Below are 17,844 nucleotides of genomic sequence, written 5' to 3' on the forward strand. Positions count from 1 at the left end.
AACGGAAACATCAGGCATTGCCCGGGCGGAACGGCTTGCCCAGCGAGGCCGGCATATTGAGCCGGATCCACGCCGGGCTCCGCGAAATCAGCGCCAGCACGACGATGGTGGCCGCGTACGGCAACATCGACAGCACCTGCGACGGCACCGACACGCCAATGCCCTGCAAATAGAACTGGAGGATGGTCACGCCGCCGAACAGCCACGCACCCACCAGCACCCGGCCCGGACGCCACGTGGCGAAGGTGGTCAGCGCCAGCGCGATCCAGCCCCGGCCCGAGACGAGGTTCTCCACCCACATCGGCGTATAGACCAGCGACAGGTAGGCGCCCGCGAGCCCGCAGCAGGCGCCGCCGAACAGCAGCGCGCCAAAGCGGATCCAGCGCACCGGGTAGCCCAGCGCATGGGCGGACTCCGGGGACTCGCCAATCGCGCGCAGCGTCAGCCCGGCCCGTGTGCGGAACAGGAACCAGGTGATCGCGGCACATAGCAGAATGCTGAAATACACCATCCAGTGATGCTGGAAGAAGGCCGGCCCGACGAACGGGAGGTCGGCCAGGAACGGCACCGACTTGGCCTGCGCGGGCATGGCGTAGCCGACGAAGCGCTGCGCCATGAAGGCCGACAGGCCCGTGCCGAAGATCGACAGCGCCAGGCCCGTGGCCACCTGGTTGGTGGCCAGCACCAGCGCCAGCCACGAGAACAGCGAAGCCATCAGCATGCCGGCCAGCGCGCCAGCCGCGAAGCCGAGCATCGGCGACTGGGTTTGGTAGCCGACCATGAAGCCGAACGCGGCGGCCACCAGCATCATGCCTTCGGCGCCGAGGTTGAGCACGCCGGCGCGCTCGTTGACGAGCAGGCCCAGCGCGGCCAGCAGCAGCGGGGTGCCGGCGTTGATCGCCGTGGCGATCAGGGGAGCGAGTTGTTCCATATTGTTATCGGCTCCGGTTCAGGCGGCCCGGGCGCGCCAGCGCAGCCGGTTGTCGATCAGCGTGTCGCACGCCAGCAGGAAGAACAGCAGCATGCCCTGGAACACCCAGCCGATGGCCGAGGGCAGCCCCAGCCGCGACTGCGCCATCTCGCCGCCTATATAGAAGAGCGACATGACGATGCCGCCGAACACGGCGCCCACCGGATGCAGCCGTCCCACGAAGGCGACGATGATGGCCGTGAAGCCGTAGCCGGGCGAGATCGACGGCAGCAGCTGTCCGATCGGCCCCGTCACCTCGAACGCGCCCGCCAGCCCGGCGGTGCCGCCCGAGATCATCAGCGCACTCCACAGCGCCTTGCGCGACGAGAACCCCGCATAGCGCGCCGCCAGCGGGGCAGTGCCGCCCACCTGGAGCCGGAAGCCGGCAAAGCTGCGGAAGACGAACACCGTCATCGCGGCCACCAGCACCAGCATGACCAGAAAGCCTACGTGCAGCCGCGAGCCGGACAGCAGGTTCGGCAGCAGGAACTCGGACGAAAACACTTTCGACTGCGGGAAGTTCATCCCCGCCGGGTCCTTCAGCGGTCCGTTGACGGCCCACAGCAGCAACTGCTGGGCGATGTAGGTCAGCATCAGCGAGACCAGGATCTCGTTGGCGTTGAAGCGGTCCTTGAGCAGCGCGGTGATGGCCGCCCAGGCCATGCCGCCGACGATGCCGGCCAGCCCGGCAATGACCAGCACCGCCGGCCCGGAGATGGTGTGGCCCGGCGTGTCGAAATAGAGCACGGCGGCCCCGGCGAAGATGCCGCCGAGGATCAGCTGCCCGTCCGCGCCGATATTCCAGACATTGGCCCGGTAGCAGACCGACAGCCCCAGCGCGCAGAGCACCAGCGGTACGGTCTTGAGCAGCACTTCGCCAATCGCGCGCTTGTCTTTCAGCGGATCGACCAAAAACACCTTGAGCGCGGCCACCGGGTCCTTGCCGAGCACCAGGAACAGCAGCGCGCCGAACAGCAGCGTCAGCACCAGCGCGAATAGCGGCGAGGCATAGGCCATCGGGCGCGACGGGGCGCCGCGCGGCGCCAGCGTCAGCGGGGAGCGGAGATCAGCCATGGCTAGCCCCCTCCGTGGTGGCGTGCGGCCGTTCGCTGGCCGGCCCGCCCTCCCATAAGCCGCTCATCCACAGGCCGACCTGCTCGCGCGTGGCCGATTCCACGGGAATCGACGGCGACAGGTGGCCCTTGGCCATCACATGGAGCCGGTCGCACAGGCCGAACAGCTCGTCGAGTTCCTCGGACACCACCAGCACGGCGCAGCCGGTGGCCTTGAGCGCGAGGATTTCGTTGTGGATCTGTGCGGCGGCGCCCACGTCCACGCCCCAGGTCGGTTGCGCCACGATCAGCACTTTCGGACCACTTTCGATCTCGCGTCCGACGATGAATTTCTGGAGATTGCCGCCCGACAGGCTGCGCGCCAGCGCCGCCGGCCCGCTGGCCTTGACGCGGAAGCGGCTGATGATGCCGGCCGCCAGCCCCTCGGCCGCCTTCGGCGACACCATGCCGCCGCGCACATAGGGCGGCGTCTGGTGCGACAGCAGGGTATTGGCCGACAGGCTCATGCCCGGCACCGCGCCCCGGCCTAGCCGTTCCTCGGGCACGAAGGCGAGCCCTACGCGGCGGCGCGCGGCGGCGTCGAGCCGGCCCACCGGTTGCTGGTCGATCTGCACGCTGCCCGCCGCGCCACGCGGGTCCTCGCCGGAGAGCGCCGCCAGCAGTTCCTGCTGGCCGTTGCCGGACACTCCGGCGATGCCGACGATCTCGCCGGCATGCACATCGAGCGCAATCTGTTGCAATTCAGTGGCGAAGGCGTGGGCGCGCGGCACCGAGAGGTCGCGCACGGCCAGCCGCACCGGCCCGCGCTCGGTGGTCACGCGGGCCTCGCGCGGCGGCTCGCCGCCGATCATCAGCCGCGACAGCGACGCCGCGCTTTCCGCGCGCGGGTCGCAGACGCCCGTCACCCGGCCCATCCGCATCACGGTGGCGTGATGGCACAGCGCGCGGATCTCGTCGAGCTTGTGACTGATATAGAGGATGCTGGTGCCTTCCTCGGCCAGCTGGCGCAGCGTGACGAACAGCGTCTCCACAGCCTGCGGGGTCAGCACCGAGGTGGGCTCGTCCAGGATCAGCAGTTGCGGCCGGGCCAGCAGCGCGCGGACGATCTCCACGCGCTGGCGCTCGCCCACGGACAGCGTGTGCACGTGGCGGTTCGGTTCCAGCGGCAGGCCGTAGCGCGCCGCCGTGTCGCGGATGCGTTCGGCCAGTTGCTTCATCCCGCCGACTTCCTTCGGCGGCAGGCCGAGCGCGATGTTCTCGGTCACGGTCAGCGTGTCGAACAGCGAGAAATGCTGGAAGACCATGGCGATGCCCAGGTTGCGGGCATCGTGCGGGCTGGCGATGGCGACCGGCGCCCCGTTGAAGTGCACCTCGCCGGCGTCCGGACGGACCGCGCCGAAGATGATCTTCATGAGGGTGGATTTGCCGGCGCCGTTCTCGCCAAGAACAGCGTGGATCTCGCCGGGGGCGACGGAGAGGCTCACGTCGTCATTGGCGGTCACGCCGGGATAGCGCTTGGTGATGTGGGCAAGCGCCAGCCTGGGGGGGAGTTGTAATGTCACTGAGGCGGCTCGGATTGTTGTGGCAGCAACGTTGAGATCAGGCACGTGACAGCGGCTGTGCGTGGCGCAGCATCGCCGCGCGGCAGGTTGTCATCATCATGGTGTCGTGATGCCCGGAATTTGCAGTGGATTATATAAGTGCGCGGGGGTTCGGCGGGCCGTTTCCGGCCGCAGGCCATGCCCCACAACGGTTACAGGCAGGTTGCAAGTCGCGTGCCGAGCACGCGGGCAAGAAAAAACCGCCGCGCTGTCACGAGGACAGGGCAGCGGTCAGCAAGGGCCCCGGCGCATGGCCGGGGCAGGGGAGGAGGTTAGCGTCGGTTAGCGCAAATCAGCGCCGGTCAGGCATTGGCTGCCACGCCAAAACGGCCTTCGCGGAAGTCGGCCAGCGTCTGGTAGATCTGTTCCTGCGTGTTCATCACGAACGGGCCGTACTGCGCGATCGGCTCGTTCAGCGGCTGGCCGGCAATCACCAGGAACTGGGCATCCTGCGTGGCGGTCACGACCACGCCATCGGCCCCGCCGGCGTTGTCGAGCACGCCCATGCGCTGCGCTTCCACCACGGCATCGCCGATCCGCACTTCGCCCTGATGCACATAGACAAAGGCGTTATGGCCGGCCGGCACTGCCTGCGTGAAGGTCTGCCCGGCAGGCAGGTTCACGTCGAGGTAGATCGGCGCGGTGACCGGACGCGTCATGGCCCCGGCCACGCCGTGGGAGGCGCCGGCCAGCACGCGTACGGTGCCGCCGGAAGGCAGCGCCACAGTCGGGATCGACGCCGCCGGCATGTCGCGGTACCACGGCGTGGTCATCTTGTCCGCGGCGGGCAGGTTCAGCCAGAGCTGGAAGCCTTCCATGCGGCCGTCTTCCTGCTCGGGCAGTTCCGAGTGCACCACGCCGGAGCCGGCCACCATCCACTGCGCGCCGCCGCCTTCGAGCAGCCCTTCATTGCCGGCGCTGTCGCGGTGACGCATGCGGCCAGCCAGCATGTAGGTGATGGTCTCGAAGCCCCGGTGCGGGTGATCGGGGAAGCCGCCGATGTAGTCGTCCTTGTTGTCGGTGCCGAAGGCGTCGAGCATCAGGAACGGGTCCAGCCGGCGTTGCAGGTTCTGCGTCAGCACGCGGGTGAGCTTCACCCCGGCGCCATCGGACGTGGCAATGCCGCGCACCACGCGATCGACGGTGCGCGAGCGCTCAACGGTCTCCTGGGCGGTGGCCGGAACGGTGGCGAGAGTGCGGGTTTCCATGTTGTGGTTTCTCCTGTGGCGGACGGCCCTCGGCCGTCTCTGCATACCCGTAAATGTAGGGGTTTGGTGGCAAAGCGGTAGACGGCGGGCGGGCAACAGATTGTTCCAATCGTGTTGCAAATGAGCGCCCAGTCAGTGCATGGCTGCAACGGACTGGCCGGCGTTTTAGAAGCCGAAAGATCGCCGCCAGATGGCCGAAGAAGGCGCCTGAAACCATCTCGGAAAACGCGAAGATGACAGATTGACAGAAGTTGTGTAGAATAGCGCTCTCTTTGTCATCCGTTGCTGGAAATTGCTGTGGTCCGGTTTGTGCCGGAATCCCCGCGATCCCTTGTCCAGCAACGGCCGATTGACCGGCGGCGCCCACCGAAGCGCGTTTCCACAACGACACCAGTCGCCGCCACTGGCCAAGCCGGATCGAACTGATCCGATTGCGCCGCTACCGGGCGATTCGCACCCACCGCTGTACCGCGCGAATCCCCTTCACAAGGCTGTCCCGCCCCTCGCGTGGCAGCCACAAGTCCGTCCGCTGGCAATCGTGCCAGTCATGGCGGCAAGGCAATCTGAACCGGGCCCCGGCGGGCACCCATCCGAACTACCGCCGGCCCTTTTGTTTTCCGCTTCCGGGAAGTGGCGCCTGATGCTCATGGTGCCGCCCCCGGCGTTGGAAAGGGGGAATATGTCGAAGCAAACCATCCGGGCATTGGCCTGGAGCGGTGTCATTGCCGCCGCGCTGGCCGGTCTGGTCGCGTGGATTGGTGTGGATGTGATCCATCAGTATCACGAGCGTCTGTTCTACGACGTAGGCGACCACCTGCGTCTGGTCGCGATCTCGATGGCGATGGCACTCGTCACCGGCGTGCCGGCGGGCATCGCGCTGAGCCGGCCCTGCATGCGCCGCTGGGCGGACCGCCTGATGCAGATCTTCAATATCGGCAATACCGTGCCGTCGCTGGCCGTGCTGGCGCTTGCGCTGGCGGTGCTCGGCATTGGCGAGCGCCCGGCGGTGCTGGCGCTGTGGCTGGCGTCGCTGCTGCCCATCGTGCGGAATACGTACGAAGGGCTGCGCAACGTCTCGCCGGCGCTGCGCGAGGCCGCGCGCGGCATTGGCATGACGCCGTGCCAGCGCCTGGTGCGCGTGGAACTGCCCAACGCGCTGCCCGTGATCCTGGCCGGGGTGCGCATCAGCCTGGTGATCAACGTGGGCACCGTGCCGCTCTCGTTCCTGATTGGCGCCAACAGCCTTGGCGAGCTGATCTTCCCAGGCATCTACCTGAACAACCAGCCGCTGCTGCTGCTGGGCGCCGCGGCCACCGCGCTGCTCGCGCTGCTGCTGGACGCGCTGTTCGCCACGGCCGGCCATATCTATCTGCGCCGCCGCGGTCTGGCGTACTGAGGAGTCGAATTACATGGGAATGCAACGAAACTGGGAGCGCCGGCTGTTCTGGCTGTTCGCCGTGGTGGGCGTGGCGGCTGCCGCCGTGCTGCTGGGCACCGCGCCCGCCCGCGCGCAACAGCCGGCCGGCGAGCCTGTGCGGGTGGGCGGCAAGAACTTCACCGAGCAGCTGATCCTGTCGTCGATGACCACGCAGTACCTGCGCGCCAAGGGCATCAACACGGAAGTCACCTCGGGCCTGGGCAGCACGCTGATGCGCCAGGCCATGGAGTCCGGCCAGCTGGACGTGGTGTGGGACTACACCGGCACCGCGCTGATCGTCTTCAACAAGGTCGAGGAAAAGCTGGACGCCGAGCAGAGCTACGCACGCGTGAAGCAGCTGGACGCCGCCAAGGGTCTGATCTGGCTGGACGCCTCCAAGGTCAACAACACCTACGCGCTGGCCATGCCGAAGGAGCGCGCCGAGCCGGGCCTGACCACGCTGTCGGCCTACGCCGCCAAGCTGCGCGAGAAGGCCGCCGATGACAAGGCCCGCCCGTTCGCCGTGGACATGGAGTTCGCCGCGCGCCCGGACGGCCTGGAGCCGCTCAAGGCCGCCTACCAGCTGCCGCTGGGCCGCAAGGACGTGATCCAGCTCGATCCCGGCCTGGTCTACACCGCGCTCAAGAACAATCAGGTCGATCTGGGCCTGGTCTACACCACCGATGGCCGCGTGAAGGGCTTCGACCTCGTGCTGCTGGAAGACGACCTGCACTTCTTCCCGCCGTATAACGCCGTGCCCGTGGTGCGCAAGGCTGTGCTCGACAAGCGGCCGGAACTGGCCGGCCTGCTCAACGCGCTGTCCGCCCAGCTGGACAACGCGGCGATGACCGACATGAACTATCAGGTCGATATCGGCCAGCAGCCGGTGGACAAGGTGGCAGGAGACTTCCTGCGCAGCCACGGACTGATTTGAGGAGCCGCCCATGGATTTGCTGACTTATCTCGCGCATAGCTGGCCGACGCTGCTGCGGCTGACCGGCGAGCATCTGGCGCTGGTGGGCTCCGCCGTGGGGCTGGCCATCCTGATCGGCGTGCCGCTCGGCATCCTGATCACGCGTCACCGCTTCCTGGCCACGCCGCTGCTGGCGCTGGCCACGGTGGTGCTGACGCTGCCGTCCATCGCGCTGTTCGGGTTGATGATCCCGATCTTCGCGCGCTTCGGCCACGCGCTCGGCTACGTGCCGGCCGTGACCGCCGTGTTCCTGTACTCGCTGTTGCCGATCATGCGTAACACCTACACGGCGCTGGCCAATGTCGATCCCGGCATCCAGGAGGCCGGCCGTGGCATCGGCATGACCACCTGGCAGCGCCTGCGGCTGGTGGACCTGCCGCTGGCCGTGCCGGTGATCCTGGGCGGCGTGCGCACGGCCGTGGTGATGAACATCGGCGTGGCCACCATTGCCGCCATCATTGGCGCCGGTGGCCTTGGGGTGCTGATCCTGCAAGCGATCAGCCAGAGCAACATGAGCAAGCTGGCCGTGGGCGCGGTCCTCGTCAGCGTGCTCGCCATTGTGGCGGACGCCGGCCTGCAAGCCCTGCAGCGCGCGCTGACGCCGAAAGGAATCCGCCAACCATGATCGAACTCGACCAACTCACCAAGTCTTTCCACCAGAAGGACGGCACGGAAGTGCGCGCCGTGGACGCCGTCTCGATGACGGTACCCAAGGGCGAGATCTGCGTCTTCCTGGGCCCCTCGGGCTGCGGCAAGACCACCACGCTCAAGATGATCAACCGGCTGATCGAGCCCACCTCGGGCACGGTCCGCATCGAGGGCGAGGACACCGCCGGTATCGACGGCGTGGCGCTGCGCCGCAAGATCGGCTATGTGATCCAGCAGATCGGCCTGTTCCCGAACATGACGATCGAGGAAAACATCATGGTCGTGCCGCGCCTGCTCGGCTGGGACAAGCGCCGCTGCCGCGAGCGCGCCCGGGAGCTGATGTCGATGGTGCAGCTCGACCCGGACAAGATGCTGGGGCGCTACCCGCGCGAGCTGTCGGGCGGCCAGCAGCAGCGCATCGGCGTGATCCGCGCGCTGGCGGCGGACGCTCCCGTGCTGCTGATGGACGAGCCGTTCGGCGCGGTGGACCCGATCAACCGGGAGAGCATCCAGAACGAGTTTTTCCAGATGCAGCGGCAGCTCGGCAAGACCGTGATCATGGTGTCGCACGACATCGACGAGGCGATCAAGCTGGGCGACAAGGTGGCCGTGTTCCGGCGCGGGCAACTGGTGCAGTTCGACCATCCGGACGCGCTGCTGGCCCATCCGGCGGACGACTTCGTGCAGGCCTTCGTCGGCCATGACAACACGCTCAAGCGCCTGCTGCTGGTGCGCGCGGGCGATGCGGCGACGATGCCGCCGAGCTGCCGTCCGGACATGTCGCTGGCCGAAGCGTTCGGCGTGATGGACGAAGCCGACGTGCGCCACCTGCCTGTGATCGATGAGGCGCAGCGCGCGCTGGGCTACGTCACGCGCCGCGACGTGCGCAACGCGCTGGCCAAGGGCGGTAGCTGCGCCGATGTGCTGCGCCCGTTCGCGGTCAGCGCCGCGTTCGACGAGCACCTGCGCATCGTGCTGTCGCGCATGTACCAGCACAACACGAGCTGGCTGCCCGTGGTGGACGGCGATGGTGTCTACCTGGGCGAAGTCACGCAGGAGTCGATTGCCGACTACCTGAGCTCGGGGCGCTCGCGCGGCAATGCGCCGGTGATTCCGCCGCCGGTGTCGTCGCCCGTCACCACGCCGAGTTCGGCGCCGATGCGGGTGGCCGCCTGATCGCCTGATCGCGGCTGGAGCGCCCTCCGCCATGAAAAACGGCCGCTTGCGCGGCCGTTTTTTCGTCCATCAGAACAACGACGCGGCTCAGGCGCGGCCGAGTTCGCCGTCCTTCAGGCGCCACAGGTTCAGCGGGTTGCCATCCTGCACGGCGGCCGGCAGCAGGGCGGCCGGCACGTTCTGGTAGCACACCGGACGCAGGAAGCGGTCGATCGCCGAAGCGCCCACCGAGGTCGTGCGGGTGTCCGACGTGGCCGGGAACGGGCCGCCGTGCACCATCGCGAACGACACTTCCACGCCGGTCGGGTAGCCGTTGAACAGCACGCGGCCCACCTTGCGTTCCAGCGCCGGCAGCAGGCGCGCGGCCACGGCCTTATCGCCGGCATCGGCCTGCACTGTGGCCGTCAGCTGGCCTTCCAGGATGCGGGTGACGGCCAGCAGCGTGTCCACGTCGCGGCAGGTGACGAGCACCGTCGACGGGCCGAACACTTCGGCATGCATGCGGTGATCGGCGATAAAGCGTTCGGCGGAGGTCTCGAAGAACGCCGGACGGGCCTGGTTCGGCCCCGTGCCTGCCAGGCCGCAACCCGGGCGGGTCAGGCCTTCCACGGCGGACAGTTGCGCCACGCCACGCTCGAACGCCTGATGGATGCCCGGCGTCAGCATCGTGCCGGCGGCCTTGGCCGACACCGCTGCCACGGCGGCGGCGCGGAAGGCGTCCAGCGCCGGGCCTTCGATGGCCAGCAGCAGGCCGGGGTTCGTGCAGAACTGGCCTACGCCCATCACCAGCGAATCCACCAGGTCACGTGCGATGGCTTCGCCGCGCGCGGCCAGTGCCTCGGGCAGCAGGTAGACCGGGTTGATGCTGCTCATCTCGGCGTAGACCGGAATCGGCTGCGGACGCTCGTTGGCGACCTTGACCAGCGCCATACCGCCCGTGCGCGAGCCGGTGAAGCCCACGGCCTGGATCACCGGATGGGCGACCAGCGCGGTACCGATGGCGATGCCGGCGCCCATCACGAGCGAGAACACGCCTTCCGGCAGGCCGTTATCGGCAACTGCCTTTTGAATCACACGTCCGACCAGTTCCGAGGTGCCCGGGTGCGCCGGGTGGGCCTTGACGACCACCGGGCAGCCTGCGGCCAGCGCGGAAGCGGTATCGCCACCGGCCACCGAGAACGCGAGCGGGAAGTTGCTGGCGCCGAACACGGCCACCGGACCGACGGGGATGTTCTGCATGCGCAGGTCGGGGCGCGGCGGGGTGCGCTCGGGCAGGGCGCTGTCGAGCGTGGCGTCTTGCCAGCGGCCGTCGCGCACCACACGTGCGAACAGGCGCAGCTGGCCGGCGGTACGGCCGCGCTCGCCCTGCAGGCGGGCGATCGGCAGCGCCGTCTCGGCGTGCGCGCGCTGGACCAGTTCATCGCCCAGTGCCTCGATGCCTTCGGCGATCGATTCGAGGAAGCGCGCGCGCTGCTCGGGCGTGGTCGCACGATACGTGTCGAAAGCCGCCTCGGCCAGTTGGCAGGCGCGGTCCACATCGGCGGCATTGCCACCGTGGAACGTCGGGGTCAGGGTCTCGCCCGTGGCCGGGTTGATGGCCTGGAAAGTGTCTTCGGTGCCGCGTACGGCATTCGCGCCGATCAGCATCTCGCCGGTAAGAGTCATGGTGTATCGATCCTGCGTCGTATCAGAAACATGTCATAAGACATCATATGACATCGGAAAGTCGCCCGCAACCGCGCCGCCCCCAATTACCGAAGGGGCCGCGCGCATGGCGTCAGGCGGAAGAAGCGGAGGAGCCTGCCAGGGCAGAAGCCTTGCGCAGGCGCTCGCGGCTGTTGGTCAGGTGCATGCGCATGGCGGCCTTGGCGGCCTCGGGGTCGCGGCGCTCAATCGCATCGTAGATGCTTTCGTGCTCGAAGTTGACGCGCTCCAGGTACTGCTCGCGCTCGGGCGTGCTGACCTGCAGGCGGCTGCGCGGAATCACCATCGTGCCGAGGTGGCCCATGATGTCCGTGAAATAGCGGTTGCCGGTGGCGCGCGCGATGGACAGGTGGAACTCGAAATCCGAGCCCACGGCGTCGCTGCCTTCGGAAGCCTTGCGTTTCATGTCGTCGAGCGCGCGGCGGATGGCCGTGAGCTGCTCGTCGCTGCGCCGCGTGGCGGCCAGGCTCGCGGCCTCGGCTTCCAGGCTGACGCGGAATTCCAGCATCGCCAGCACGTCCATGGCCGTGACCATGGCCGAGGGGTCGATGCGGAACGGCGAATGGGTCTCCACCGGGCGGGCCAGCACGAAGGTGCCGATGCCATGGCGGGTCTCGACCAGGCCGCTGGCTTGCAGGCGCGAAAGTGCCTCGCGCACCACTGTGCGGCTCACGCCGAGCGTGGCCATGATCTCGGATTCCGTTGGCAGCTTGTCGCCGGGCTTGATCTGGCCCTGCTGGATGCTCTCGGTCAGGTTACCCACTACTTCCTCGGCAAGCGTGCGGCCGCGGCGGCGCAGGGGAGCGGGCGAAGTTATCGGGACATTGGACATGGGTAGGGGAAACTGAGGTATTGACCGTCGCAAGATGCGCTCATTATACTGCGTCGTAAGTCATACGATGACAGATAACGCACAGGTTTGCGAGAACCCCTTGCCATAATCGGCATCGATCTGTTGCGTATGGCGGCCAAACATCACAAGCAGGGCGCAGTCTCGATGTGGAGCGCGAACCCGGCATCACCCTGAAACGCGTTTTCGGAGACAGATCCACATGACCGCATCCCAACATGCCGCCGGCGGCGTCACGCCCGTCGTCACCGAGTTGACTGTCGTCCCCGTGGCGGGCCACGACAGCATGCTGATGAACCTGTCCGGCGCGCACGGCCCGTACTTCACCCGCAATATCGTGATCCTCAAGGACAGCGCCGGCAATACCGGCGTGGGCGAGGTGCCGGGCGGGGAGGGCATTCGCCAGACGCTGGAGGATGCGCGTCCGCTGGTGGTTGGGCAGCCGATCGGCCAGTACCAGGCCGTGCTGAACAAGGTGCGTGCGACGTTCGCCAACCGCGACGCCGGCGGCCGTGGCCTGCAGACCTTCGACCTGCGCATCACCATCCACGCCGTCACGGCGATCGAGGCGGCGATGCTCGACCTGCTCGGCAAGCACCTGCAGGTGCCCGGGGCCGCGCTGCTCGGCGAGGGCCAGCAACGCGACGCCGTGGAGATGCTCGGCTACCTCTTCTATGTGGGCGACCGCCAGAAGACCACGCTCGACTACCGCACCGAGCCCGATGGCGACAACGAATGGTTCCGCGTGCGCAATGAAGTGGCGATGGACGCCAAGGGCGTCGTCCGTCTGGCCGAGGCCGCGTACGAGCGCTACGGCTTCAACGACTTCAAGCTCAAGGGCGGCGTGCTGAGCGGCGACGAGGAGATGGAAGCCATCATCGCGCTGCACGAGCGCTTCCCCAAGGCGCGCGTGACGCTGGACCCGAACGGCGGCTGGCTGCTGGCCGACGCGATCCGCCTGTGCCGCGACAAGCACGGCATCCTGGCCTACGCCGAAGACCCTTGCGGCGCTGAAGACGGCTATTCGGGCCGCGAGATCATGGCCGAGTTCCGCACCGCCACCGGCCTGCCGACCGCCACCAACATGATTGCCACGGACTGGCGCCAGATGGGCCACGCGGTGCGCCTGCACTCGGTGGACATTCCGCTGGCCGACCCGCACTTCTGGACCATGCAGGGTTCGGTGCGCGTGGCGCAGATGTGCGCGGAGTGGGGCCTGACCTGGGGTTCGCACTCGAACAACCATTTCGATATTTCGCTGGCGATGTTCACCCACGTGGCCGCCGCCGCGCCGGGCCGCGTCACCGCCATCGACACGCACTGGATCTGGCAGGACGGCGAGCACCTGACGCGCAGCCCGCTGAAGATCGAGGGCGGCCTGGTGCAGGTGCCCAAGACGCCGGGGCTGGGTGTGGAACTCGACATGGACGCGCTGGCACGCGCCAACCGTCTCTATCAGGAGAAGGGTCTGGGCGCACGCGATGACGCCATCGCCATGCAGTTCCTGATCCCGGGGTGGAAGTTCAACAACAAGGCGCCGTGCATGGTCCGGTAACGCGTCCGATCACGGATTCAAGCATTAAAGATAAGACAGTAAGACAGGAGACAAGACAATGCTGAAACAGAAGACGCTGTTCCGCCGGATTGCCGGTGTATTCGTCGCCCTGGCCGTGGGCGCCACGGTCAGCAGTGCGGCCGTGGCGGCTGGCACGGCCTGGCCGCAGAAGGCGGTGACGATGGTGGTGCCGTTCCCGGCCGGTGGGTCGTCAGACACCATCGCCCGCGTGCTGGCGCAGCCGCTCAACGACAAGCTGGGCCAGCCGTTCGTGATCGACAATCGCCCCGGCGCCACGGGCGCGATCGGCGCGACCTTCGTCAAGCGTGCCCCGGCCGACGGCTACACCCTGCTGGTGGCCTCGATCGGCGTGTACGCGGTCAACCCGTTCCTCCAGAAGAACCTGGCCTACGACCCGGCCAAGGACTTCGACCTGCTGACGGTGGCCGTGCGCGCGCCGAACGTGCTGGTGGCCAACCCGAACTTCCCGGCCAAGAACCTGGCCGAGCTGGTTGCGCATATGAAGAAGAACCCGGGCAAGGTGAGCTTCGCTACTTCGGGCGCGGGGTCGTCTGACCACCTGACCGCGGCGCTGTTCTGGCAGAAAAGCGGTACCGATGGCCTGCACGTGCCGTACAAGGGCGGTGCGCCGGCCATCTCGGACCTGCTCGCGGGCCAGGTCGATGTCTCGTTCCAGAACCTCAACGCGGTCATCCAGCACATCCGCACGGGCAAGCTGCGCGCGCTGGCGATTACGTCGGACAAGCGCTCGGCGCTGCTGCCGGACGTGCCGACGATGGCCGAGGCCGGCGTCAAGGATGTGGAAGTCTATTCGTGGCAGGCCGTGGCCGCCCCGAAGGGCCTGCCGGCCGACGTGAAGTCGCGCCTGCACGGCGCGCTGGTCAGCGCGCTCAAGGAGCCGGGGATGCAGAAGAAGCTGGGCGAGCAGGGCTTCGAGATCGTCGCCAACACGCCGGAGCAGTTCGTCCAGTTCGAGAACGAAGAACTGAAGCGCTGGAAGACCGTGATCGAGCAGGGCAAGATCACGCTGGAGTAAGCGGCAGGACCGAATCACCGTGGGGGGTCAATGCTCCACTGCAGTCCTTCGCCCCGCCTGAATGGCGGGGTTTTTTATTGTCTGGCGGAAGCGGTGAGATTCGAACTCACGGATGGGTCACCCCATCGGCAGTTTTCAAGACTGCTGCCTTAAACCACTCGGCCACGCTTCCTTGGAGGGCCGCATTATACAAGGTGGCGGCGGCCCGTAGTGTGATGCCCTCGTCAATCGCCTTGTCTGCGGTGTCGGTGTTTGTCGGACACAGCGGAACCTTGTGAGCCGGTTCGCCTCATATTGGCAGGACGCGCGGCGCCTGCCCACCGCGCGTTGGCATGTCAAACAAGCGATAGAGGAGGACTTATCCATGCAGCAACATCGCAGCAAATCATGGCTGGCCCTTGGCGCGCTGGCCTGTGCGGCCACCCTGGCAGGGTGCGCGCAGCCCGGCTACAACGGCTATGGCAACTACAACAACGCCCCGCCGAACACGGGCTATCAGGACCCGAACCAGAGCACCTACCAGGCTCCGGCGGGCTCGGTGTTCACGGGCCGCGTGGAGTCGATCGAGCCGATCAACTCCACGCAAGGCAGCTCGGGCCTGCTCGGCACCGTGATCGGCGGCGCGGCGGGCGGCCTGCTCGGTCACCAGATCGGCGGCGGGCGTGGCCAGACCGTGGCGACCATCGGCGGTGCCGTGGCGGGCGCCGTGGCCGGCAACCAGATCGAGAAGCGGGCGGGCAGCAATACGCAGACCGTGTATCGCGTGAACGTGCGGCTGGACGATGGCCGGATGGCCACCGTGACCCAGAGCAATATCGGCAACCTGCGCGTGGGCGACCGGGCGCGTGTGGCCAACGATATGGCCACGCCGTACTGAGTACGTACTTCGTAGTTCTACGAAAAAAGCCACGCGACATGCGTGGCTTTTTTCATTGGGGCAGGAGGGCGCCGGCTCAGTCCTTCAGGAACATCTCCTGGAGGTCGTTCAGGAAGCGCCGGCCCAGTTCGGTCGGGCGGATCGTGGCGAGGTCGGCTTCCAGCAGGCCCTTCTTCTCGGCCTCGGCCAGCGTCTTGCTGATGGTGTGCAGCGGCAGGCCGGTGTAGTCGTGAAAGCTCGATGCCGGCACGCCGTCGGTCAGCCGCAGCGCGTTGAGCATGAACTCGAACGGCAGTTCGTCGGCGCTCACATCGCGTGATTCCTGCACGGCGTTGCCGGCCATCGCCTCGCGCATGTAGGTGGCGGGGTGTTTGTGCCGCATCTGGCGCAGTACCCGGTGCGGGAACGACAGTTTGCCGTGCGCGCCCGCCCCGATGCCGAGGTAATCGCCAAAACGCCAGTAATTGAGGTTGTGCCGCGCCTCCCGGTGCGGCTTGCCGTAGGCCGAGGTCTCGTAGTGGCGGAAGCCGGCCTCGCCGGTGCGGGCGTCGATGATGTCCTGCATCTCGTAGGCGATGTCCTCGTCCGGCAGTGCGGGCGGGTACTTGGCGAACAGCGTGTTCGGCTCCAGCGTCAGGTGGTACATCGACAGGTGCGTGGTGCCATAGGCCAGCGCCGCTTCGAGGTCGCGCACGCATTCCTCCACGGTCTGGCCCGGCAGCGCGTACATCAGGTCGAGGTTCACGTTGTCAAAGCTGGCCTGCGCGATGTCGATGGCCGCGCGCGCCTCGCGCTCGCCGTGGATGCGGCCCAGCGCCTGGAGATGCCGGTCGCTGAAGCTCTGGATGCCGATCGACAGCCGGTTGATGCCGCTCGCGCGATAGCTCGCGAACCGCTCGGCCTCGAAGGTGCCGGGGTTGGCTTCCATCGTGATCTCGGCGTCGGCATCGAGCGGCAGCAGTGCGCGGATATCCGACAGCAGCCGGTCCATGCCGGCGGCGGACAGCAGGCTCGGCGTGCCCCCGCCGATGAACACCGTATGCACGGGGCGGCCCCAGACCAGCGGCAGCGATTGTTCCAGGTCGGCGCGCAGGGCGTCGAGGTAGGCGTCTTCGGGGATGTCGTGGCTGTCTTGTCCGCCGACGGTGCCCGGCGCCGCGTGCGAGTTGAAATCGCAATACGGACACTTGCGCACGCACCACGGGATGTGGACGTAGAGCGAGAGCGGCGGGGAGCCGGGCAGGGCGATCTGGCCCGGCTTGAGCCAGAGTTGCTGGTTGTCGGCGGGAGAGACGGGAGCCGAGACAGCCGGCTTGCCGCTGCTGACGGGGTGAATCGGAATCATGCGCGAACCTTCAGGCTGGCCGCCTGGAGCCGGGCCACCAGCCCCTGGAGCGCCAGCGCGCGATGGCTGATGGCGTTTTTCTCTTCCGCGCTCAGTTCGGCGGCCGTCTTGCCGATGCGCGGGAGCAGGAAATGCGGGTCATAGCCGAAACCGCCGGCGCCGCGCGGGGCATCGACCACCTCGCCGGCCCAGGTGCCTTCGGCGATGATCGGGCGCGGGTCGTCGGCATGGCGCACCAGCACCAGCACGCAGTAGTAATGCGCGTGGCGATTGAGCTTGCCGGCCAGCTGCGAGATCAGGTGCGCGTTGTTGGCTGCGTCGGACTTCGGCTTGCCCACGCTTTGCGCGTAGCGGGCCGAGTACACGCCCGGCGCGCCGTCCAGCGCGTCCACGCAGATGCCCGAGTCGTCGGCCAGCGCCGGCATGCCGGCGAGGCGGCTGGCGTGGCGCGCCTTGGCCAGCGCGTTCTCGACGAAGGTCGGATGCGGTTCCTCGGCTTCGGGAATGCCAAGGTCGCCCTGCGGCACCACGTCGATGCCAAGCGGCATCAGCAGCGCGCCGAACTCGCTCAGCTTGCCGGGATTGTTGGAGGCCAGCACAAGGCGTTGCATCGTCATCCCCTTTTGCTTTGCACGTTTCTCGTCGCTTACAGGCCGAGCGCCAGCTTCTGGTGGCGCACGAGGTCGGCAATGCCGGCTTCGGCCAGGCGCGTCATGGCGTCGAGGTCGGCGCGGCTGAACGGCACGCCTTCGGCGGTGCCCTGTACTTCGACGAAGCCGCCGCTGCCGGTCATGACCACGTTCATGTCGGTGTCACAGCTGCTGTCCTCGGCGTAGTCCAGGTCGAGCACGGGGACGCCGTCGACCATGCCCACGGAGACCGCGGCCACGAAGTCAAGAATTGGACTTTTTGCGATCAGGCCATCGGCCAGCATCTTGCTCACGGCGTCATGGGCGGCCACGAAGGCGCCGGTGATGGCGGCCGTGCGGGTGCCGCCGTCGGCCTGGAGCACGTCGCAATCGAGATGGATGGTGTACTCGCCCAGCGCGCCGAGGTCGAACACCGTGCGCATGGCGCGGCCGATCAGGCGCTGGATCTCCTGCGTGCGGCCGGTCTGCTTGCCGCGCGCGGCCTCGCGGTCGGAGCGGGTGTGCGTGGCGCGGGGCAGCATGCCGTACTCGGCCGTGACCCAGCCTTCGCCGCTGCCTTTCTTGTGCGGCGGCACCTTGGCCAGCACGCTGGCCGTGCACAGCACCTTGGTATCGCCAAAGGCACTCAGCACGGCACCTTCCGCGTGGCGGGTGTATTGGCGGGTCAGGGTGATGGGTCGCAGCGCATCGGCTGCGCGTCCGCTGGGTCGCATGGGGATCTTTCGTTGGAATCGGGTGAG

At 67.6% G+C, this 17,844-nt stretch carries 16 protein-coding genes and 1 tRNA gene; 7 read left to right on the plus strand and 10 right to left on the minus strand.

The features are described from left to right. Positions 1–10 precede the first annotated feature (10 nt). From AC1DEL_RS08710 to AC1DEL_RS08725, 4 genes are all read right to left on the minus strand, one after another. Positions 11–931 carry an ABC transporter permease gene (locus tag AC1DEL_RS08710; protein WP_454756882.1) on the minus strand — a complete coding sequence of 307 codons (921 nt, stop codon included), beginning with the start codon at positions 929–931 and terminating at the stop codon, positions 11–13. An 18-nt stretch (positions 932–949) separates the two neighbouring features. After that, entirely contained in the window at positions 950–2,044 is a 1,095-nt protein-coding gene (locus tag AC1DEL_RS08715) for an ABC transporter permease (RefSeq protein WP_454756883.1), read from the minus strand. Beyond that, positions 2,037–3,605 carry an ABC transporter ATP-binding protein gene (locus AC1DEL_RS08720; protein WP_092292209.1) on the minus strand — a complete coding sequence of 523 codons (1,569 nt, stop codon included), beginning with the start codon at positions 3,603–3,605 and terminating at the stop codon, positions 2,037–2,039. The genes AC1DEL_RS08715 and AC1DEL_RS08720 overlap by 8 nt, the downstream gene beginning before the upstream one ends. A gap of 341 nt (positions 3,606–3,946) precedes the next feature. Beyond that, positions 3,947–4,852, minus strand: coding sequence for a pirin family protein (locus AC1DEL_RS08725; RefSeq protein WP_441593624.1), 906 nt, complete (start codon positions 4,850–4,852; stop codon positions 3,947–3,949). Between the two features lie 679 nt (positions 4,853–5,531). Here AC1DEL_RS08725 and AC1DEL_RS08730 point away from each other — a divergent pair. Genes AC1DEL_RS08730 through AC1DEL_RS08745 form a run of 4 tightly spaced genes read left to right on the plus strand, consistent with a single transcriptional unit; the run spans position 5,532 to position 9,066 of the window. After that, on the plus strand, positions 5,532–6,248 hold the full coding sequence (locus AC1DEL_RS08730; RefSeq protein ID WP_092292213.1) for an ABC transporter permease: 717 nt from the start codon (positions 5,532–5,534) through the stop codon (positions 6,246–6,248). A gap of 13 nt (positions 6,249–6,261) precedes the next feature. Further along, entirely contained in the window at positions 6,262–7,203 is a 942-nt protein-coding gene (locus AC1DEL_RS08735; protein WP_092292215.1) for a glycine betaine ABC transporter substrate-binding protein, read from the plus strand. A gap of 10 nt (positions 7,204–7,213) precedes the next feature. Continuing rightward, positions 7,214–7,867 (plus strand): ABC transporter permease, encoded by a 654-nt coding sequence (locus AC1DEL_RS08740; protein WP_092292217.1) that lies wholly within the window; start codon positions 7,214–7,216, stop codon positions 7,865–7,867. Next, positions 7,864–9,066, plus strand: coding sequence for an osmoprotectant ABC transporter ATP-binding protein OsmV (locus tag AC1DEL_RS08745; protein WP_092292219.1), 1,203 nt, complete (start codon positions 7,864–7,866; stop codon positions 9,064–9,066). The genes AC1DEL_RS08740 and AC1DEL_RS08745 overlap by 4 nt, the downstream gene beginning before the upstream one ends. An 87-nt stretch (positions 9,067–9,153) precedes the next feature. On the opposite strand, the gene AC1DEL_RS08750 is transcribed toward AC1DEL_RS08745, so the two are convergent. Continuing rightward, positions 9,154–10,731, minus strand: a complete 1,578-nt coding sequence (locus AC1DEL_RS08750; RefSeq protein WP_477125609.1) for an aldehyde dehydrogenase (NADP(+)) — start codon at positions 10,729–10,731, stop codon at positions 9,154–9,156. Between the two features lie 112 nt (positions 10,732–10,843). Beyond that, a complete protein-coding gene (locus tag AC1DEL_RS08755; protein WP_477105070.1) occupies positions 10,844–11,602 on the minus strand; it encodes a FadR/GntR family transcriptional regulator in 759 nt (252 codons plus the stop codon). A 220-nt stretch (positions 11,603–11,822) separates the two neighbouring features. On the opposite strand from AC1DEL_RS08755, the gene gudD reads away from it, so the two are divergent. Both gudD and AC1DEL_RS08765 read left to right on the plus strand, forming a co-directional pair. After that, the gene (gudD, locus tag AC1DEL_RS08760) at positions 11,823–13,175 is read left to right on the plus strand and encodes a glucarate dehydratase (RefSeq protein ID WP_477125608.1); all 1,353 of its coding nucleotides are present in this window, start codon (positions 11,823–11,825) and stop codon (positions 13,173–13,175) included. Positions 13,176–13,233: 58 nt separating this feature from the next. Further along, the gene (locus tag AC1DEL_RS08765; RefSeq protein ID WP_092292227.1) at positions 13,234–14,232 is read left to right on the plus strand and encodes a Bug family tripartite tricarboxylate transporter substrate binding protein; all 999 of its coding nucleotides are present in this window, start codon (positions 13,234–13,236) and stop codon (positions 14,230–14,232) included. An 82-nt stretch (positions 14,233–14,314) separates the two neighbouring features. Here the strand turns inward: AC1DEL_RS08765 and AC1DEL_RS08770 are convergent. Next, a tRNA-Ser gene (locus AC1DEL_RS08770) sits at positions 14,315–14,404 on the minus strand. Between the two features lie 192 nt (positions 14,405–14,596). On the opposite strand from AC1DEL_RS08770, the gene AC1DEL_RS08775 reads away from it, so the two are divergent. After that, entirely contained in the window at positions 14,597–15,109 is a 513-nt protein-coding gene (locus AC1DEL_RS08775; protein ID WP_092292229.1) for an outer membrane lipoprotein, read from the plus strand. A gap of 76 nt (positions 15,110–15,185) precedes the next feature. On the opposite strand, the gene hemW is transcribed toward AC1DEL_RS08775, so the two are convergent. The 3 genes from hemW to rph are packed head-to-tail and all read right to left on the minus strand — an operon-like array spanning position 15,186 to position 17,817. Next, a complete protein-coding gene (gene hemW / locus AC1DEL_RS08780) occupies positions 15,186–16,454 on the minus strand; it encodes a radical SAM family heme chaperone HemW (protein WP_092292231.1) in 1,269 nt (422 codons plus the stop codon). Continuing rightward, positions 16,451–17,065: an RdgB/HAM1 family non-canonical purine NTP pyrophosphatase gene (gene rdgB, locus AC1DEL_RS08785; RefSeq protein ID WP_092293271.1), complete on the minus strand. Its 615-nt coding sequence runs from the start codon at positions 17,063–17,065 to the stop codon at positions 16,451–16,453. Before rdgB ends, hemW begins: the two co-directional genes overlap by 4 nt. Before the next feature lie 35 nt (positions 17,066–17,100). Continuing rightward, entirely contained in the window at positions 17,101–17,817 is a 717-nt protein-coding gene (gene rph, locus AC1DEL_RS08790) for a ribonuclease PH (protein WP_092292233.1), read from the minus strand. Positions 17,818–17,844: the final 27 nt, after the last annotated feature.

It is taken from the genome of Cupriavidus sp. 10L43_2, from assembly GCF_056395265.1.

Excerpts from the sequence above, each read along its gene's own strand:
- AC1DEL_RS08710 (WP_454756882.1), bottom strand. The coding sequence starts at position 931 with ATGGAACAACTCGCTCCCCTGATCGCCACGGCGATCAACGCCGGCACC.
- AC1DEL_RS08715 (WP_454756883.1), bottom strand. The coding sequence starts at position 2,044 with ATGGCTGATCTCCGCTCCCCGCTGACGCTGGCGCCGCGCGGCGCCCCG.
- AC1DEL_RS08725 (WP_441593624.1), bottom strand. The coding sequence starts at position 4,852 with ATGGAAACCCGCACTCTCGCCACCGTTCCGGCCACCGCCCAGGAGACC.
- AC1DEL_RS08730 (WP_092292213.1), top strand. The coding sequence starts at position 5,532 with ATGTCGAAGCAAACCATCCGGGCATTGGCCTGGAGCGGTGTCATTGCC.
- AC1DEL_RS08735 (WP_092292215.1), top strand. The coding sequence starts at position 6,262 with ATGGGAATGCAACGAAACTGGGAGCGCCGGCTGTTCTGGCTGTTCGCC.
- AC1DEL_RS08740 (WP_092292217.1), top strand. The coding sequence starts at position 7,214 with ATGGATTTGCTGACTTATCTCGCGCATAGCTGGCCGACGCTGCTGCGG.
- AC1DEL_RS08745 (WP_092292219.1), top strand. The coding sequence starts at position 7,864 with ATGATCGAACTCGACCAACTCACCAAGTCTTTCCACCAGAAGGACGGC.
- AC1DEL_RS08750 (WP_477125609.1), bottom strand. The coding sequence starts at position 10,731 with ATGACTCTTACCGGCGAGATGCTGATCGGCGCGAATGCCGTACGCGGC.
- AC1DEL_RS08755 (WP_477105070.1), bottom strand. The coding sequence starts at position 11,602 with ATGTCCAATGTCCCGATAACTTCGCCCGCTCCCCTGCGCCGCCGCGGC.
- gudD (WP_477125608.1), top strand. The coding sequence starts at position 11,823 with ATGACCGCATCCCAACATGCCGCCGGCGGCGTCACGCCCGTCGTCACC.
- AC1DEL_RS08765 (WP_092292227.1), top strand. The coding sequence starts at position 13,234 with ATGCTGAAACAGAAGACGCTGTTCCGCCGGATTGCCGGTGTATTCGTC.
- AC1DEL_RS08775 (WP_092292229.1), top strand. The coding sequence starts at position 14,597 with ATGCAGCAACATCGCAGCAAATCATGGCTGGCCCTTGGCGCGCTGGCC.
- hemW (WP_092292231.1), bottom strand. The coding sequence starts at position 16,454 with ATGATTCCGATTCACCCCGTCAGCAGCGGCAAGCCGGCTGTCTCGGCT.
- rdgB (WP_092293271.1), bottom strand. The coding sequence starts at position 17,065 with ATGCAACGCCTTGTGCTGGCCTCCAACAATCCCGGCAAGCTGAGCGAG.
- rph (WP_092292233.1), bottom strand. The coding sequence starts at position 17,817 with ATGCGACCCAGCGGACGCGCAGCCGATGCGCTGCGACCCATCACCCTG.